Origin of the sequence: Streptomyces sp. NPDC017246 (genome assembly GCF_044331325.1) — a bacterium.
In the GTDB taxonomy this organism is placed as follows: Bacteria; Actinomycetota; Actinomycetes; order Streptomycetales; family Streptomycetaceae; genus Streptomyces.
Window position 1 is genome coordinate 73379 of the sequence record NZ_JBIRMW010000015.1, and the last position, 16339, is coordinate 89717.

12 protein-coding genes are annotated in these 16339 nt (G+C 70.7%); 9 read left to right on the forward strand and 3 right to left on the reverse strand.

Annotated elements, in window-relative coordinates:
• Positions 1-107 precede the first annotated feature (107 nt).
• The 6 genes from ACH4MY_RS29420 (at position 108) to ACH4MY_RS29445 (ending at position 7078) form a co-directional block, all read left to right on the forward strand.
• Positions 108-566, forward strand: a complete 459-nt coding sequence (locus ACH4MY_RS29420; RefSeq protein WP_398006756.1) for a hypothetical protein — start codon at positions 108-110, stop codon at positions 564-566.
• Between the two features lie 44 nt (positions 567-610).
• Positions 611-2125, forward strand: coding sequence for a hypothetical protein (locus ACH4MY_RS29425; protein WP_398006757.1), 1515 nt, complete (start codon positions 611-613; stop codon positions 2123-2125).
• A gap of 17 nt (positions 2126-2142) precedes the next feature.
• Positions 2143-3387, forward strand: coding sequence for a type VII secretion-associated serine protease mycosin (gene mycP / locus ACH4MY_RS29430; RefSeq protein ID WP_398006758.1), 1245 nt, complete (start codon positions 2143-2145; stop codon positions 3385-3387).
• A gap of 245 nt (positions 3388-3632) precedes the next feature.
• Positions 3633-4052 (forward strand): hypothetical protein, encoded by a 420-nt coding sequence (locus ACH4MY_RS29435; protein WP_398006759.1) that lies wholly within the window; start codon positions 3633-3635, stop codon positions 4050-4052.
• Between the two features lie 36 nt (positions 4053-4088).
• Positions 4089-6431 (forward strand): hypothetical protein, encoded by a 2343-nt coding sequence (locus tag ACH4MY_RS29440; RefSeq protein ID WP_398006760.1) that lies wholly within the window; start codon positions 4089-4091, stop codon positions 6429-6431.
• On the forward strand, positions 6428-7078 hold the full coding sequence (locus tag ACH4MY_RS29445; protein ID WP_398006761.1) for a hypothetical protein: 651 nt from the start codon (positions 6428-6430) through the stop codon (positions 7076-7078). The genes ACH4MY_RS29440 and ACH4MY_RS29445 overlap by 4 nt, the downstream gene beginning before the upstream one ends.
• Positions 7079-7105: 27 nt before the next feature.
• On the opposite strand, the gene ACH4MY_RS29450 is transcribed toward ACH4MY_RS29445, so the two are convergent.
• From ACH4MY_RS29450 to ACH4MY_RS29460, 3 genes are all read right to left on the reverse strand, one after another.
• Positions 7106-9208, reverse strand: a complete 2103-nt coding sequence (locus ACH4MY_RS29450; RefSeq protein ID WP_398006762.1) for a PQQ-binding-like beta-propeller repeat protein — start codon at positions 9206-9208, stop codon at positions 7106-7108.
• 54 nt (positions 9209-9262) lie between these two features.
• Positions 9263-11461: a protein kinase gene (locus tag ACH4MY_RS29455; RefSeq protein ID WP_398006763.1), complete on the reverse strand. Its 2199-nt coding sequence runs from the start codon at positions 11459-11461 to the stop codon at positions 9263-9265.
• A gap of 84 nt (positions 11462-11545) precedes the next feature.
• Positions 11546-12436 carry a serine/threonine protein kinase gene (locus ACH4MY_RS29460; RefSeq protein ID WP_398006764.1) on the reverse strand — a complete coding sequence of 297 codons (891 nt, stop codon included), beginning with the start codon at positions 12434-12436 and terminating at the stop codon, positions 11546-11548.
• Positions 12437-12759: 323 nt separating this feature from the next.
• Between ACH4MY_RS29460 and ACH4MY_RS29465 the strand changes: the two genes are divergently transcribed.
• The 3 genes from ACH4MY_RS29465 to ACH4MY_RS29475 all read left to right on the forward strand — a co-directional run bounded on the left by ACH4MY_RS29465 (position 12760) and on the right by ACH4MY_RS29475 (position 16300).
• Positions 12760-13188, forward strand: coding sequence for a hypothetical protein (locus ACH4MY_RS29465; protein ID WP_398006765.1), 429 nt, complete (start codon positions 12760-12762; stop codon positions 13186-13188).
• A gap of 14 nt (positions 13189-13202) precedes the next feature.
• Positions 13203-15542 carry a hypothetical protein gene (locus ACH4MY_RS29470; protein WP_398006766.1) on the forward strand — a complete coding sequence of 780 codons (2340 nt, stop codon included), beginning with the start codon at positions 13203-13205 and terminating at the stop codon, positions 15540-15542.
• Between the two features lie 74 nt (positions 15543-15616).
• Positions 15617-16300: a hypothetical protein gene (locus ACH4MY_RS29475; protein WP_398006767.1), complete on the forward strand. Its 684-nt coding sequence runs from the start codon at positions 15617-15619 to the stop codon at positions 16298-16300.
• The last annotated feature ends 39 nt before the right edge of the window (positions 16301-16339 follow it).

The following is a 16339-nucleotide window of genomic DNA, read 5'->3' on the forward strand; positions in this document are numbered from 1 at the left end:
AGGTGCGCACTGTCGTCGTTCCTGGCTACAGTGAACTTCTAGACTCGGTAGTAGACGTCGTGGACGCGGACGTCGCAGCAGGTGGTTCACGGGGGAGGGGAACGGGTATGGCGATCGTGGGCATGGGCATGTCGGCGCAGGCCCTGCGGTACAGCGCTGATTCCATGGAGACGTTCCGAAAGGACGTCCAGGGCCTGATCGAACAGCTCGGCGGCTCCGAGGCGAGCGCCGACAAGATCAAGTCGGAAACGGTGACGCGGGACAAGTTCGGCGGCGGCGGCGCGGCCTGGGCCGAGGCCCAGGGCGTGTACACGGCGTACGACGCGGTGCTCGGCCGCCTCGTGGATCTCTCCACCCTCCTCAGCGACTGCCTGGAGGGCCTCGGCATCGCGATCGTCGCCTCCAAGAACGGCATCGAGGAGATGGACGACGACGTCAAGCGCCGGATGATCGAGATCCACCAGCGGACGAAGGACGCGAAGCGCCAGGCGGAGATCGAGGCCGGCAAGGGCGCACCTGCCAGCGAGGGCAGCGAGGGCACCGAAGGCGGCGGCTCCTTCAAGTAGGCAGCCGCTGACGGAATTTCAGGGACACGGGGAAGAGGCGACAGATGAGGCCTGCAGAGGGCGGCGGAGGCGGCGGAGGCACCGACTTCAGCGGCATGTCCCACCAGCAGATGCTGGCGTGGCTGGACGAGGCGAGCAGCTTCTACGTCGGGGACGCCGCACAGCGGTTGAAGACCATCGGTGCGCAGATGGAGAAGATCGCCGAGGACCTGCGCGTCCGCATGAAGGGCATGGACTGGGAGGGCGAGGCCGAGAAGGCCTTCGTCGAGTGGGCCACCAATGTGGCGAACTCGACCTCTGCGCTCGCCTCTTACAGCAAGAAGGGCGCGGTGCCGATGGAGGACAACTCCAGCGCCATCGCCTCGGCGCAGAGCGCCATGCCCCGGTACACCTCGCACGAGCAGGCCAAGGAGAACCTGGCCGCCGCGCGGAAGTACCACAACGACCCGGACTCGCAGACCATCGCGGGCAAGGCCAAGAGCTCCATGGCCGACTCCGAGGACGCCGCGGCCATCGCGGCCAAGGAAGAGGCGAACCGCCAGGCGGCCGCCGCGGAGATGCGCCGCCTCTCGTCGACGTACCAGTGGTCGAGCCTCCGGATGAACAACGAGGTGCCGCCTACGTTTCCGCCGCCGCCGGGGGCGTTCGTTCCCGAGAACGTCGGTGACCGGGGTACGTCCAACAACATCGGATCCACCCAGCAGAGCGACCGCCGCACCGTCGGAAGCGACACGGGCACCACGACGAACACGAACACCACGCGTCCGCAGCAGGACACCCGAACCACGCCGGACACGAACATCGTCCAGCCCCCGGGAGACCCGACCGGGCCGACGCACGTCGTCCGTCCCGAGGTCCGTCCCGAGGTCCCCGTGGACCTCGGCATCGACAGCGTGGACACCAAGACGCCGCCGACCACGACCGGACCGACGACGCAGACCCCGGGCGGTCCGCCGCCGATCACCAAGCCGGACGGCTCCTCGCCCCCGTTCGTGACCACCACCGGCATGCCCCCGCTCCCCGGCAAGGCCGGCCCGGGGGCGCCGCCTCCCACCGGCCCCGTCACCGGCGGCACGCGCAACCCGATGAACACCGGGCCGCGCGGCCTACCGACGGGCCCCGGCCCGCTGGGCGGCACCCGCGAGGGCATCAGCGGCGGCAAGGCGGTGCCCAACGCGGGGCGCTCCCAGACCGGCCTCCCGCGCAGCACGGTCATCGGCGCCGAGCAGGGCGGACGCAACGGCACAGGCATGGGCCGCGGCATGGGTGGCGGCATGGGCGGCCCGATGGGCGGCGGCACGGGCGGCCAGAACGGCATCAGCGGCGGACGCCGTCTCGCCGGTGAGTCCGGCGGGGTCGTCGGCGGCAAGGCGCAGCGCGCCGGCGCCGCCGGTGGTGCCGGGCGCCCCTTCACGCCCGGTGGCTCCGGCCTCGTGCGCGGAGGCGCCACGAAGCCCGGCGAACGCGAGGAGCAGAACGGAGAGCGTCCCGACTACCTTGTCGAGGACGAGGAGACCTGGCAGCAGGGGCGCCGCGTGGCGCCGCCCGTCATCGACTGATCAGCGCGAGGAAGCAGATGCGTACCAGCAGTATTCGTCGGAGCCGTGCCCGAGTCACCGCCTCGGCCGCCTTGGGGTTGCTGCTGGTGGGCATCGCTTCCGTCCCCGCCCACGCGGAGAACTTCCGGGCCCAGCAGTGGCACTTGGATGCCATGGGCGCCGAGGAGATCTGGGATCTCAGCACGGGCAAGGGGGTGACCGTCGCGGTCCTCGACAGTGGCGTGGAGAAGGGCAACCCCGACCTGCGGGGGCAGGTTCTCAAGGGTAAGAACTTCGCTCCGGACAAGCCCGGTGACGAGTACACCGACTACACCGGGCACGGCACCGGCATGGCCGGCCTTATCGCAGGCACCGGAGCAAGGGACGGCGGGAACGGCGCGTTCGGGCTGGCCCCCGGTGCAAAGATCCTGCCGGTCCGCGTACCCGGGGCGGACATGGGAACGTCCAGTCAGGCAGCGGCCAACGAAGAGTTCAACAGGGTCATGCCGCAAGCGATCCGCTACGCCGCCGACTCCGGGGCGAAGGTCATCAACATCTCGCAGGGCGCTACGGAGGGCTCGCAGCAGCTCACGGACGCGGTGAAGTACGCCCTCGGCAAGGGAGCCCTGGTCTTTGCCGCCGTCGGAAACACCGCAGACAAGGGCAACGACGTGGAGTACCCGGGCGCGACCCCCGGCGTCGTCGGTGTCGGTGCCGTAGGCAAGGACATGAAGCGCATCCCCATGTCCCAGCACGGCGATCAGGTCGACATCGTCGCCCCCGGTCTGGACACCGTGCATGCCTGCGGCGGCACCACCGGTATGTGCAAGTCCACCGGCACCAGTGACGCCACCGCCCTCGCCTCCGCCGCCGCCGCGCTCCTCTGGTCGAAGCACCCCGAGTGGACCAACAACCAGGTCCTGAAGGTCATGCTCAACACCGTCGCCGCACCGACCGGCGGCGAGAAGCGCAGTGACTTCGTCGGTTACGGTGCCATCCGGCCGCTCCGTACGCTGAAGACGCCCGGTGACCCGGGTCCGGCCGACGTCCGGCCCATCGACGACCTGAAGGCGCCGGAGACCAAGGCTCCCGAGGCCGGGGCCACCGGCAGCGCGACCGCCGACCCCGAGCCCGTGGGGTCCCCTTCGGCTTCCGCGCCGGCCGCCCTGGCCGCGGACGAGGACGGCGGCAGCGCCGGTCTCTGGATCGGGCTCGGCATCGGCGCGGCCGTGCTGCTCGGTGCCGCTGTCGCCGTGCTCGTACTGCGTTCGCGGCGGAGCTGACTCCGGCCCGTCGTCGCCCGATCCCCGGCGAATCCGGCCCGTCCGGCTCCATCGGGCGGGCCCGCCATGCCCGCGTCGGCCTCCGAGCGGCCGAAGAGGAAAGCAGCACCGGTCTCCGGGTCGGGCTCGGCATCGGCGCGGCCGTGCTGCTCGGTGCCGCTGTCGCCGTGCCCCTACCGCGTTCGCGGCGGGGCCGAGTGCCGCCCCTGCCGCTGGATGTCCACAACTCACTCAGAGGGAAGCAGATGTCGTTCGACGACGAGTGGAGCCAAGTCCGCAGCCAGACCGCGGCGATGAGGCTCAATGGTGTGCCCGCCGAGCCGGGTGGCGGTGGCGGCGGCCCCAGCGACTACAAGGTGACGTCCGCCGACCTCAAGGCCATCGGCAACGAGGCCCAGGAGCTCTTCCACTGGTTCGAGCGGGACGCCTTCCACGCGGGCGCCCAGACCGACACGGCCGCCAAGAGCCTGGACGGTGACGGGTTCCGTACGGGGTCGGCGATGTGGACCATGTGGGACACCTGGCGCGGCCAGGCCGAGACGCTCCTCAGTGCCTGCGCGCACATCCACAACCACCTTGAGGACACCGTCATCAGCCATGCCAACCATGAAGAAGTACTGGTCACGAACTTCTCCATGTCCACGATCGACAAGCACTTCAACTGAGCCGACGAGCCTGCCAGCGGCTGACGAGGGAAACAGATGCTGAAGTTCGACCAGGTCCTCCATGCCCACCTCGGGAGCCTCAAGGAGGCGATAACGGGGTGGTCCGAGACGGTCACCAAGCTGGAGAAGGCCAAGGAGAAGGCCGAGACCGGCCTTCGGGGCAAGGCGGAGAAGGCCGACTGGAAGGGTGAGAACGCCGGCGTGACGCAGGCGTTCGTCCGGAAGACGGCCAAGGAGTTCGGCGACGCCCTGACCGAGGCGACCAGCATCCGCAACATCCTGCGGGACACGGAGGCCGAGTTCCAGGCCGCGAAGAGCGAGCTGGAGAAGCTGGTCGCGGAGGCGCCCGGCAAGGGCATGCGCATCGATCAGGCGGGTGTCGTCAGCCATCTGATCCGTCCGGACAGCCGGTCCAAGGACTACGACGGTCCCAAGCCGCAGCCGGCCGACTTCGATGCGATGAACGCGGCGATCAAGGCTGCGATCGCCCGCGCCGACGACGCTGATGACGTCGCTTCCCGCGCTCTGCGCGGGCTCGTCGGCAATGACCAGAACAACTTCTCCGGCACGAAGTACGACTCCCTCAAGGCCGCCTCCAAGGCGCAGGACGCCGAGGACGCGCACGCCGCCTACGAGCTGTACAAGAAGGGCGACGAGGCCACTCCGGAGGAGATCGACAGGCTCAACGCCCTTTTCAAGGCCAACCAGAAGGACCCCTACTTCGCCGAGAAGTTCGCTCTGGAGGTCGGGCCGAAGGGCAGCATGGAGTACTGGGCGGACATGGGCGACCCGAGCGACGGCTCCCGCCTGGGCGTGGACCACCGGGACAAGCTCAAGGAGCTCCAGACGAACTGGAGTCTGACGCTTGCCACCGCGACCCATTCCACGAGCCCCGAGATGGAGCAGTGGAAGGCCGACGTCATCAAGGCCGGCAGCGAGCCCATCCAGACGCGCGGCACCAGCCCGTACGGCTTCCAGGTCATGAGCAACCTGATGCGGGTCGGCGACTACGACGACAAGTTCCTGAAGGATTACGGCAACGGCCTCGTCGTCACCGAGCGGAAGATGACACACGACGGCCGTCTGCCCGCCGACCGGGCCTGGCAGCAGATGGGCGGCATGCCGAGTCACCTGAACTGGCAGGGCGGCGGAATCGGCAAGGACCCGATGATCGGCTTCATGGAGGCGCTCGGGCACAACCCGAAGGCGTCGACGGACTTCTTCAACGGCGACATCGACCTCACGCCGGAGAACGGCAAGGACGACAAGAAGCTCGACCCCTTCGACTACTTCTCGAAGGACCGCAAGTGGCCCGACGAGCTGAACGACAAGGGCGACCTGTCGAAGGAACCCGGGTACAACGCACTCGGCCACGCCCTGGAGTCCGCGACCACCGGCCATCCGTACGACGCCGAGGCCGAGGGCCTCAAGGACGTGCGGACCAAGGAGAACGCGGAGGTCATGCAGAAGGTCGTGGAGCGGTACGGCAGCGACCCCAAGTTCATGCACCAGCAGCCGGGCATCGACGACAGCCTGAGCAAGATGGGGGCCGCCTACATCGACGAGTTCAACCGCTCCTTGGAGCAGGAGAACGAGACGTCGATGGAGGAGATGCCGGACTCGCCGTTCGGTGCCAGGCCCCACGCGAACGGCGAGCCGCGGTTCGGCAAGGAGTTCGAGGACAGCCTGCTGTTCAACAGGGGTGACGCGGTCAACTTCCTGGGCACGGTGGCGCAGAGCGAAGTCGGTCACGCACAGCTGTCGGCCGCGCAGTCGATCTACACGACGAGCGTCATGGACGAGGTGGGCCCCAAGCCGGGATCGGGACCCGCGCGCGAACTGGACCTCACCGATGCCAAGACCACGCTGCGGATCGGCGCGGAGACCCACTCGATCTTCGACCAGGCGCGCATGGGGCAGATCGACCAGCAGTACGAGATCGATTCCGACGAGCACAAGAAGGCCGTCGGGAGGACGACGGAATGGGTCAAGTTCGGAGTCGGCGCGGCAGCGGCGGGCGGTGTCGTGGCCCTGACCGGTGGTGCCGGGGGAGTCCTGGTCCCGCTGGCCGCGGAGACCGTCGGAGGCGCCGTGACGACCTTCATCGGTATGGAAGCGGATGACATCGGAGAGAAGTACTCGGAGGACAAGCTCCTCAAGCAGAAGTCGGACGACCTCAAGGACGAGGCTCTGGCCGCGGGCAAGGGCAACGCGCTGATGCCCGGCCAGGCCTACGCGCGGGATCCCGGCTGGAGCCACAGCGATTCCAACTACCTTGAGGAAGAGCTGACCAAGTATGTGAAGGACAGCAGGGGGCACGTCAGGGACGACTCCCTGCCCGACCCGTACAACGAGAAGAAGGACGGCAAGGTCACATGACGGCGAAGAGCGCACGGGGTGTCTGGGCTGCGGTGGCGCTGCTCTCCGTCGTGGCGACGGGCTGTTCCGCCGGCGGCGACGGCGCGGTGGCCACGGGCCGGCAGGCCTCGGAGGTCTGCGGTGGCTTCGCCGGGGAGCCCGCGGTCGCCGCGGCGCTCGAGGCCGTCGCGGGCAAGGGCGTACCGCTGACCAGTGAGCAGTCCGAGCCGGACAGGGTTCTCGACGAGCTGCGGAAGGCCGCGCGGACGCCGCAGGCCGGCAAGCCGCGGATGGAGCGCGTCCCCTTCTGCGAGCTGGAAGTGGCCGCGGACGAGAAGAACGTTCTGACCCTCTTCTTCCGCGAGGCCCTCGCCGTTCCCGGGAACGACGGGGCCGAGGGAAGGGTGACGGCCTACTCGACCGGCCGAAGGGCCACGTCCTCCGATCTCCACGCCTCGATCTACTTCACCTGCCGGATGAAGGCGCCTGCCCATGACATCGTCATCGATGCCGAGTTGGAGCGGGCCGACGAGAACGAGGCCGATCACCCGGGGATCCGGGCGGAGCAGATCACCCTCGCCAACGCCGCCGCCCGGCACGTCGCCGACAAGCTGGGCTGTGCCGATACGGGGCTCGTCGACGGCGTGCCCGCCGAGACGCCGTCCTGAGCGTGGCGATGCCGGTGCGGGGTCGGGCTACATCTCGAACACCGGCATCGCCGCGATGCGGCCGCCCCGGGCGATGAAGACGCGATTGCCGCCGCTCGCCAGCTGGTAGGTGCCCGTGCGCTGCAACCTGGCCTGGAAGAGGCGCTTGTGCGTGGTCTTGTGGAGGACCTGGACGTAGCTGTTGTCGGGGGCGTGGACCCAGACCGTCGCGCCTTCCACCGCAGGGGGGTTGACGGTGCCGGGGCCCGTGTCGTCCAGGACCTCGTACCAGTCCGAGACCGGGAAGTGGACGTCCGCCATCGTGCTGTAGCGGTAGGCGTTGTAGGCGTTGGACGCGAAGACGAGGTCGCCGCTCGCCGTGGGGGTGCCCCAGCCGTGCGGGGAGGCGTCGCTCTTCGCCGCTTCCGTCCACATGAAGTCGCCGCGGTCGAGCCGGCGGGCCGTCAGCGCGGAGCCGCCGAAGTAGGCGATGTTGTTGTCGCCGAGCGCCGGGGCCTGACCGGCGGTGCCCTGGTCTTTGATCTCCCAGTCGGTCTTGCCCGTCTCGGTGTAGAGCGCGGCGCAATGGCCGTCCCGGCCGTGGATCACGAGCCGCTTCCTGCCCACGGCGGCCTTCGCGGGGCCGTTGGGCGAGCGGGGTGACGTCATCGGGCGGGCCCAGGTGGTCGCGAGGGTCCAGGCGTTGACGGCGCGGAGTTCGTTGTCCTTGGTCACGAGGTAGACATGGGTGTCGTCAGCGGCGAGGACGTCGTCGACGTCGCTGCCCGTCTGCCAGACGGGCGCGCCGGTGGAGGCGACGAACGAGCGCAGGCCGCCCTGCTTGTCCACGCCGACGACGAGCCGGTCGGCGACGGAGACGAAGCCGGCGTCGGCGTCGATGTCCTTGGCCCTCCACCGCTCCTTCCCGTCCTTGACGGCGAGCGCGAGCAGCCCGCCCGTCTTCGCCTGCACGATCACCACATCCCGTACGGGCAAGGGGAGTTCGCCCTCCGCCGCCGTCACGTCGAGCGGCCCCCACAGGGGACCGGGGGCCTGCTCCTCCTGGACGTCGATGGTCGAGACGAACGCCGCCTCCGGGGTCGCCGCGGCGGGCGGCACGTCGAACGACGGGGTCTTCTCGCCCCGGTTCAGCCACCACGCACCCGCTCCGCCACCGGCGCCCAGGACCGCCACGCCCACGGCCGCGCCGGTGAGGAAACGCCGCCGGGACGGCGAGGAGGAGGGTACGGCGGTGTCCGCGGGCGCGGTCAGGCGCTTGGTCGCGGTCTCACGTCGCTTGATGTCATCGGCGAGCGGACCCTTGCGCCAGGCACGGTCGGCGCCCTTCGGCGGGGCGAAGGCCTCCGCGACCTGCGGGGGCAGCGGGCGGTACGCCGGGTCCTTCGCCAGGCACGGCCCGATCAGCTCCTGGAGCTCCGGCGGGACCAGGCTCAGGTCCGGGGTGCCGTGCACGACCTCGTACTGGACGGCCGGCACGTGCGCGCCGTCGAAGGTCCGCCGGCCGCTCGCCGCGTACGCCAGCACCGCGCCGAGCGAGAAGACGTCCGAGGCCGGTCCGACCCGCTGTCCGAGGACCTGCTCGGGAGCTCCGTACCCCGGAGTGACCGGGATCTGGCCCGTCGTCGTGAGGGTGAGGCCGTGTTCGGGGCGCGCGATGCCGAAGTCGATGATCCGGGGACCGGTGGAGGTGAGGACGATGTTCGCGGGCTTGAGGTCGCGGTGGACCAGGCCGGCCGCGTGGATGTCGTGCAGGGTGCGGGCGAGCTGGGCGGCGACGGCGCGGACCGTCGGCACGTCCATCGGCCCGTACGCGCGGACGGCCTCGTCGAGCGTCGGTCCCGCGAGGAACTCGGCGGCGATCCACGGCCGCCCGCCCTCGGTCTGCGCCGCGAGGACCCGGGCGACGCCGCCGCTGGTGACGGCCCGCGCCATGTCGGCCTCGCGGACGAAGCGCTGGGCGAGGTGCTGGTCGTGGGCGAGCTCGGGGCGGAGGACCTTGACGGCGGCCGGGATTCCGGCGGCGTCCCTGCCGACGTACACCTTGCCCATGCCGCCCTCACCGAGGACGCCGAGCAGGCGGTACGGGCCGAGCCGGAGCGGGTCGCCGGTGGCGAGGGGCTGCGTGGTCACGGAAATGCCTTCTGGTGGAGTCGGATGAGGAGGAGAGGAGAGACGAGAGGGCCGTCAGACGTAGGGGATGGCCATGACGGACGTTTCCCCGGCCCCGATCACACGGGTCCGTTCCCTGTCGACGACGAACCGTGTGGCATCCGTCGGGAACACCCAGTCCGAGACGTGGGTCGTGCGGTCGACCGCGCTCAGGCCGCCCCTGACCGGTGCGTACACGTACTTCTCGCCGACCACGGGCTTCTCGAAAAGGGCCGGCGTCACGCTGCGGCCCGAGTAGATCTCCTCCCAGCGCTTGAGGCCCTTGTCCGCGCTGACGGCCACGATCCCCACGCCGTTCTTGTTCGCGTGGACGAGGCCGTCGGCGAGCACCGGCACGCCGTACTCGGTGCTCCGGGTGCCCGAGCCGAACTCCCACGCGATCCTGCCGTCGCTCAGGCGCAGGGCCCGCAGCCGGTCACCGCCCAGGTAGACGTGCCGGTCGTCGGTGGTGAGGTGGCCGGGGATGTACCACGACGAGTCCTCCAGGGGCAGCCGTCGCTGCCACAGCTGCCGGCCGGTGCGCAGGCTCCTCGCCTGGACGAGGAAGGACTTCAGGTCGCCGCTGTTCTTGCCGAGGATCAGCCGGTCGCCCACGATCCTGGAGAGCCAGGGGCGCACGCCGTCCCAGTCGTACGCGAAGCGCCACACCAGCTTGCCCGTGCGCAGGTCGACGGCGAACATGTGCCAGTCGACGTCGTTCTTGTCCACCGAGTCGTCGAAGGAGCCGCGGCGGGCCGTCGCGTAGAGGACGCCGTCGGCGGCGGTGAACAGTTCCATGTTCCGGCCGGCGCCGTCGAAGCCCTTGAGGACGATCTTCCGGGCCGTCTCCTTGCCGGTGAGGGGGGCGAGCGTACGGATGTGGAGCTCGCCCGGACCGTCCACGGGGCCGTCCGCGGCGTAGAAGGACGTGCCGTCGGTGGTGACGTGCAGCGCCTCCGAGACCCGGTTGTCCGTCCAGAGTTCGGTGTTGTCCTTCGGGTCCACGGCCCGGAAGGAGACCGTCTCGGCGAACCCGACGACGCCACCGGCGAGCAGCGGGGTGGCCTTCTCCTCGCGGTCGAGCACATTGCCCCGCCACAGAGCCGCGGGTGCGCCGTCGGAGGCCGTCGTCGCGGGGATGGCCGTGGGGCCCGTCGGGGTCGCGGCGCCCGTCGTGATCCCCGTACCGCCCTCGTCGTCCCGGGAACCCAGCCACGCCCACAGTCCGCCCCCCGCCCCCGCCACCCCCAGCAGGGCCGCGCCGCCCGTGGAGAGGAGGCGGCGGCGGGAGAGCGGGGCGTCGGGGGTGGTCTCCGCCCGTGCGGAGTCCGCCGGGGGCGGCAGGCGGTGGGGGGCGTGCAGCCAGACGTCGGTCGCGCGGCGGGCGATGTCGGTGAGGAGGAGCGGGGGGAGGTGGTCGGCGAACTCGCCGTGGCCGTCGTGGAGCCGGTCGATCAGGACGCCGGTCGTGGGGCGGGCCGCCGGGTCCTTGGAGAGGCAGGCCGTCAGGAGCGGCAGCAGCGCCTCCGGTACGCCGGTGAGGTCGGGGTCGGCGTAGCGGACGCGGTAGAGGAGGTCGGCTGCGGAGCCCGTACCGAAGGGGCCGTGGCCGGTGGCGGCGAAGACGAGGACACCGGCGAGCGCGAACACATCGCCCGCGGGCGGGTGTTCCTGGCCGCTGGCCTGCTCCGGAGACATGAACGCGGGTGTGCCGGCCGCCGCTCCCGTCCGCGTGAGGTGCTCGTCGCCGGCCGCGCGGGCGATGCCGAAGTCGATGATCTTCGGGCCGTACGCGGTGACGAGGACGTTCGAGGGCTTCAGGTCGCGGTGGACCACGTCCGAGGAGTGCAGCTGGGCGAGGGCCCCGGCGAGCGCCGCGCCCAGGGCGCGGACGGTCGGCTCGGGGAGCGGGCCGCCGAGCGCGACGGCGTCGTCGAGCGGCGGCCCGAGGACGTACTCGGTGGCCAGCCACGGCGTCTCGGCCAGCGGGTCGGCGTCGACGACGGCCGCGCCGTGGCGGGCGCCGATGATCCGCGCCGCGTCCGTCTCCAGCCGGAAACGGGCCCGGAAGGCGGGGTCGGTGGCGAGCCGCGCGTGCACGGTCTTGAGCGCGACGGTACGGCCGCCGGGGGTGCGTGCCAGATAGACCGTGCCCATGCCGCCGGAGCCGAGGCGGGCGAGGAGTCGGTACGTGGCGACGGCGGCCGGGTCGTCGTGGGTCAGGGGCGACAGCATGGATGTGGTCCGTCAGATCCGGGAGGGAGAGGGTGGGGGAAGGAAGGTGGTCGGGTGTGCGGCGGGCCGCCGGGCCGGGGGCCCTCAGGCCCGGGCCGGCTCGGGGAGTTCGGCGGCGAGGAGCTCGGAGGACTGGCGGGCCAGCGCGGCGACCACCCGGCCCGGCAGCCAGCCCGGGGCGAGCAGGGAGCCGGCCGAGTTCAGCACCGTCTCGTGGGCGGTCGTCGGGGCGAGCGCCGCCACGAGGGCGGCGGCCGTGGGCCGGTCGGCCGGATCGCGGGACAGACAGGAGGCGATCACCGGGCGCAGGGCGGACGGGAGTTCGTCCCGCTCGGGCACGGTGTGCCCGGTGGCGGCGTACGCGAGGACGGCGCCGAGCGCGAAGACGTCACCCGGCGGACGCGGGCGGCCTCCCGAGGCCTGCTCCGGGGCCAGCGCCCCCGGGTCGAGCCCCGGCAGGCCGGTGCGCGGCTCACCGTCGGCCGAGGCGGCCCGTACCGCGCCGAAGCAGGTCAGCCGGGGTCCGTCGGCGGTGAGCAGGACGGCGGCGGGGGAGACCCCGGCGTGCGTGAGGCCCTGGCCGTGCGCGACGGCGAGCGCCTCGGCGAGCGCGGCCCCGACGGCCCGCACGGTGGGCTCGGGCAGCGGGCCGCCGTGGACGGCGAGGGCCACGGGGAGCGGGAGCGCCGGAACGTACGGGCTCGCGGACCAGGGGGCCTCGCCGGGGCCCGCCACACCGGTCACCGGGGCGATCCAGGGGCCGAGGAGGAAGCGGGCGGCCTCGGCCTCCGCGGCGAACCGGGCGGGATCGGTGCCGGGCAGCGGGGCGCTGAGCAGCACGGTGTCCTCCCCGTTCTCGGAGCGGGCCACGAACCGGCGGCAGGGCAGCGCGGAACGGGGCGGATCGAGACGGGTGATCAGCCGGAACGGGCCGATCCGCCGCGCGGATTCCTGCTGTGTGCGCGACTGTTCCACCGCTCGTGCCCCCCGTCGTCCGTGCACCCCGTGGTGACGGGGGCGGGTCGAGCCTACCGAGACGGGGGCGGCGGGCCGTGCGCGGGAGGTGTGCGGGAATGCGAACGCAGGCGCGTACGGGGCGCGGTGTGGTCCGGGAAGTCCGGGGTGTCCCGGTTGCGAAGGTGAAGTGGGCCTGCGGACACCGTAAAGACCTCGCGGCCGCCGACGATTCCCGGTGGGCAATGCTCGAAGAGGCACCCGAGGGACTACGATCACCACGTTTCCGTGGGCACGGAACTTGCTGAGGCGAAGCCGGAACGATCACCGTCACGGGGGAGAGCATGTCGTTCGAACAGGAGTGGGCGTCGGTACGGTCCGCGTCCACGGCCAACGTGAGCATGAGACTCAACCAGCTTGCCCCCGAACCCGGCGGTGGCGGCGGCGGGAACGCCGACCTCAGCGTCGACCAGGACAAGCTCGGAGCCATCGGCAGCGCCGCCTACGCGCTGCACGGCCGGCTGGCCAAGGACGGCAACCACGCGCGGACGAACACCACGGACGCGGCGACGGGCATGTCCAGCCACGGCTTCGCCACCGGGTCCGCGATGTCGACCGTGCAGGAGACGTGGAGCTCGCAGCTGAACACGCTGCTCGACGCCTGCGCCAACATCTCCAACCACCTCGACTACAGCGCGGCCTCGCACGCCAAGGAAGAGGCGGACATCCAGGCGGCCCTCGCGGCCTCCAAGATCAACGAGTACTTCAAGTAGGCGGGGGACCTGCTGTGCTGACCTTTGACAACGTGTACCAGGCGCCGCTCGACAAGATGAAGTCCGCGGCCGACGACTGGTCCGCGATGAAGGGCAAGCTGGACAAGCTCGCCGACGACGCCCGGACGACGATGGCCGCGAAGGCCAAGGACGACTACTGGCGCGGCGTGAACGCCGAGGTCACGAAGCCGTTCGTGGACAAGACCGCGAAGGAGTTCGACGACGCGGCCAAGGCCGCCGACGGCATCCACAAGGTCCTTGAGGACGGCTACAACGCCTTCAAGAAGGCGAAGGACGACCTCAAGAAGATCGTGGAGACCGAGGCCCCCGCCCAGGGCTTCCGGGTCAACTCCAGCGGCAAGGTCGAGGCCGTCGAGCCGCTGTCCCAGACCAAGGACCAGGGGATGCGGCACGACCCCGACTTCCAGGAGCTGGTCCGCAAGGAGAACGCCGACATCCGGGCGATGCAGCAGCGGATCGACGCGATCGTCGAGACCTGCGACGACGCCGACGTCTCCTGCTCCAACGCGCTCAAGGCCAACATCACCGGCGAGAAGCACAACTTCAGCGCCCCGAAGTACGGCAGCCTCGACGCCGAGGAGGCGCAGCGCGCCGTCGACCTGGCCAAGAAGGGCCGGGACATCTCCCACGAGGAGCTGATGCGCCTCAACGAGCTGCTCAAGGACAACAGCGGCTCGAAGGAGTTCTCACGGAACTTCTACGACGGCATGGGCCCGAAGGGCGCGCTGGAGTTCTTCGGCCAGCTCTCCACGGACACGTACGACTACTCGAAGGTCGACAAGGAGCGCCTCGCCGACGTCCAGGAACTCCAGAAGAACCTGGGCATGAACCTGGCGACGGCGACGCAGGGCGGCGACGCGTGGACCGACAAGTGGTCCACGGACATGCGCAAGCTCGGCACCGAGCGCATCCCGCTGATCAAGTACGACAACAACCCGGCCTTCGGCTACCAGTTGCTCGGCGGCATCATGCGCTACGGCAACTACGACCCCAAGTTCCTCGTCCCGATCGCCGAGCACGTCACCCAGCTCCACGCGAAGGACCCGTACCTCTTCGCCAACAGCAAGCCGATGATCAGCGGCGGGCTGCAGAACCAGTACAACCCCTCGGGCGTCAACGGCGCCGGCTTCGACCCGATGGTCTCGATGCTGGAGTCGCTGGGGCACAGCCCGGAGGCGGCGAAGGAGTTCTTCTCGAAGGACCCGCTCACGTCGTACAACAAGGACGGCAGCCTCGGCGGCGAGCTGAACCTGGGGAAGGACAAGGACGGCAACAAGATCGAGAACTACCTCGACTTCTTCGGCAACGAGAAGTACGACTTCTTCCCCGACATCGACGGGCACGACCCCGACGCCGCCAAGAAGTCCGCCGACTACATGCCCGACGCCCTCGGCCACGCCCTGGAGTCCGCGACGCTCGGCCACGCCTGGGACGACACGACGCCGACGCTGAACCGCGACGAGACCACGGCCCAGATCATGCAGGACGTCGTCACGAAGTACGGCGGCGACGCCGAGCTGGTCAAGAAGTGGCAGTCCCCGCTCGCGGACAGCCTCGGCAACATGGGCGCCGGTTACATCGACGACCTCAACTGGGCGCTGGACAAGAACACCCCGGACAGCGCCTTCCTGCCGACGAAGGACAGGGGAGCCCACCCCGAGTTCGGGCGGGGGGCCGCGGTCGACTTCCTCAGCACCCTCGGCCAGCACCCCGACGCCTACGCCACCGTCTCCACCGCCGAGCGCCTCTACGCCACGAGCGTGCTCGAGGCGCAGGTCGGCCCGGACGGCAAGATCGACGAGGGTCACGCACGGGGCGTCGCCTACACGGGCGCCACCCTTCAGGGACTGCTCGACGAGTCGCGCGGAGCCCAGGTCGAGGCCGAGGGCATGAAGAAGCACGAGGAGTACGAGAAGGCGGCGGCGGCCAAGGCCGGCTGGGTGGAGCTCGGCGCCACGGTGGGCATCGCGGCAGGCGTCGCCTTCCTGCCCGCCACCGCTGCGGTCGGCGCGGCCGCCGTCCTCGTCCCGCTCGCCGTCGACACCGGTTCGGGGGTCATGGAGCAGCTCGCCGGTCAGGTCATCGGCGACTGGTCGGACAAGTCGGTCGACGACCACAAGGACAAGACCGAGGACGACATCCACAAGGACAACAAGGCCATGTACACGGCCGGCCGCTACAGCGCCGAGTCGCCGATGGAACGATTCCTGTTCGAGCACCGCGGCCAGGTGAGCAGCGAATTCCGTCAGGACATGATCGAGTCCGTGGGCAGCGGCTACCTGAACGGCAACGCCCACGCGCGGCAGACCGGCAACGCCCCCGAGACCGGCTGAGCCGCTTCCGTCGCCGTCACCGTCAAGCTCACCGACTCCGACTCCGACTCCATGAGGAACCCCGAGGAATCCCGATGAGAAGAGCGTCCGCGACCGTATCGACCGTGCTGGCGCTCGGTCTGCTCCTCACCGCCTGCGGCAGCGACGAGAAGGAGCCGCCGCGGGTCACCGCCGCGCAGCAGTGCGACGGGGCGCTCTCGCCCGTGGCGGCGGGCGCGCTGGAGTCGGTGCTGGGTACGCAGAAGTTCTCGGCGGCCGGGAGCGGGGGGCTGGAGCGGGCCGTGAACGAGCTGATCGAGGACCGGGCGGCGACGGGGCGGCCCCCCGGCCACCGTGCGATGTGCGAGGCCGAAGCCGACGCCGCCGCCCCGAGTGCCGGGGTCACGATCGGCTTCAGGCTGTACGAGCGCGACGACCTGTACGACGACGGTGCCCGGTGGACGGCCCAGGGCCGGTACCTCTACGGGATGGGCCGGGAGGCGAGCACCGACAACAAGGCGGCCCATCTCTTCGTCGGGTGCACCAGTCCGCGGCTGAAGGGTTCGGACCGGGAGCCTGCCCCCATCGAGGGCGAGCTCAGGTTCGCCAAGTCGGCGAAGGGCGCCTTCCCCGAGAACACCGCCGCCACCCGGGAGGCGTACCTCACCGTCCTCCACTCCGTCACCCTGGCGGTCGTGAAGAAGCTGGGCTGCGAGAAGGACGCCGGGCTCGCCGAGAAGCCCGTCTTCGAGACGAAGCAGTGGCGGGGGGAGCGGTAGAGGCCGCGGGACCACCGTCACCAGGGCCGCCGCGGAGAC

Excerpts from the sequence above, each read along its gene's own strand:
- ACH4MY_RS29420 (WP_398006756.1), top strand. The coding sequence starts at position 108 with ATGGCGATCGTGGGCATGGGCATGTCGGCGCAGGCCCTGCGGTACAGC.
- ACH4MY_RS29425 (WP_398006757.1), top strand. The coding sequence starts at position 611 with ATGAGGCCTGCAGAGGGCGGCGGAGGCGGCGGAGGCACCGACTTCAGC.
- mycP (WP_398006758.1), top strand. The coding sequence starts at position 2,143 with ATGCGTACCAGCAGTATTCGTCGGAGCCGTGCCCGAGTCACCGCCTCG.
- ACH4MY_RS29435 (WP_398006759.1), top strand. The coding sequence starts at position 3,633 with ATGTCGTTCGACGACGAGTGGAGCCAAGTCCGCAGCCAGACCGCGGCG.
- ACH4MY_RS29440 (WP_398006760.1), top strand. The coding sequence starts at position 4,089 with ATGCTGAAGTTCGACCAGGTCCTCCATGCCCACCTCGGGAGCCTCAAG.
- ACH4MY_RS29445 (WP_398006761.1), top strand. The coding sequence starts at position 6,428 with ATGACGGCGAAGAGCGCACGGGGTGTCTGGGCTGCGGTGGCGCTGCTC.
- ACH4MY_RS29455 (WP_398006763.1), bottom strand. The coding sequence starts at position 11,461 with ATGCTGTCGCCCCTGACCCACGACGACCCGGCCGCCGTCGCCACGTAC.
- ACH4MY_RS29465 (WP_398006765.1), top strand. The coding sequence starts at position 12,760 with ATGTCGTTCGAACAGGAGTGGGCGTCGGTACGGTCCGCGTCCACGGCC.
- ACH4MY_RS29475 (WP_398006767.1), top strand. The coding sequence starts at position 15,617 with ATGAGAAGAGCGTCCGCGACCGTATCGACCGTGCTGGCGCTCGGTCTG.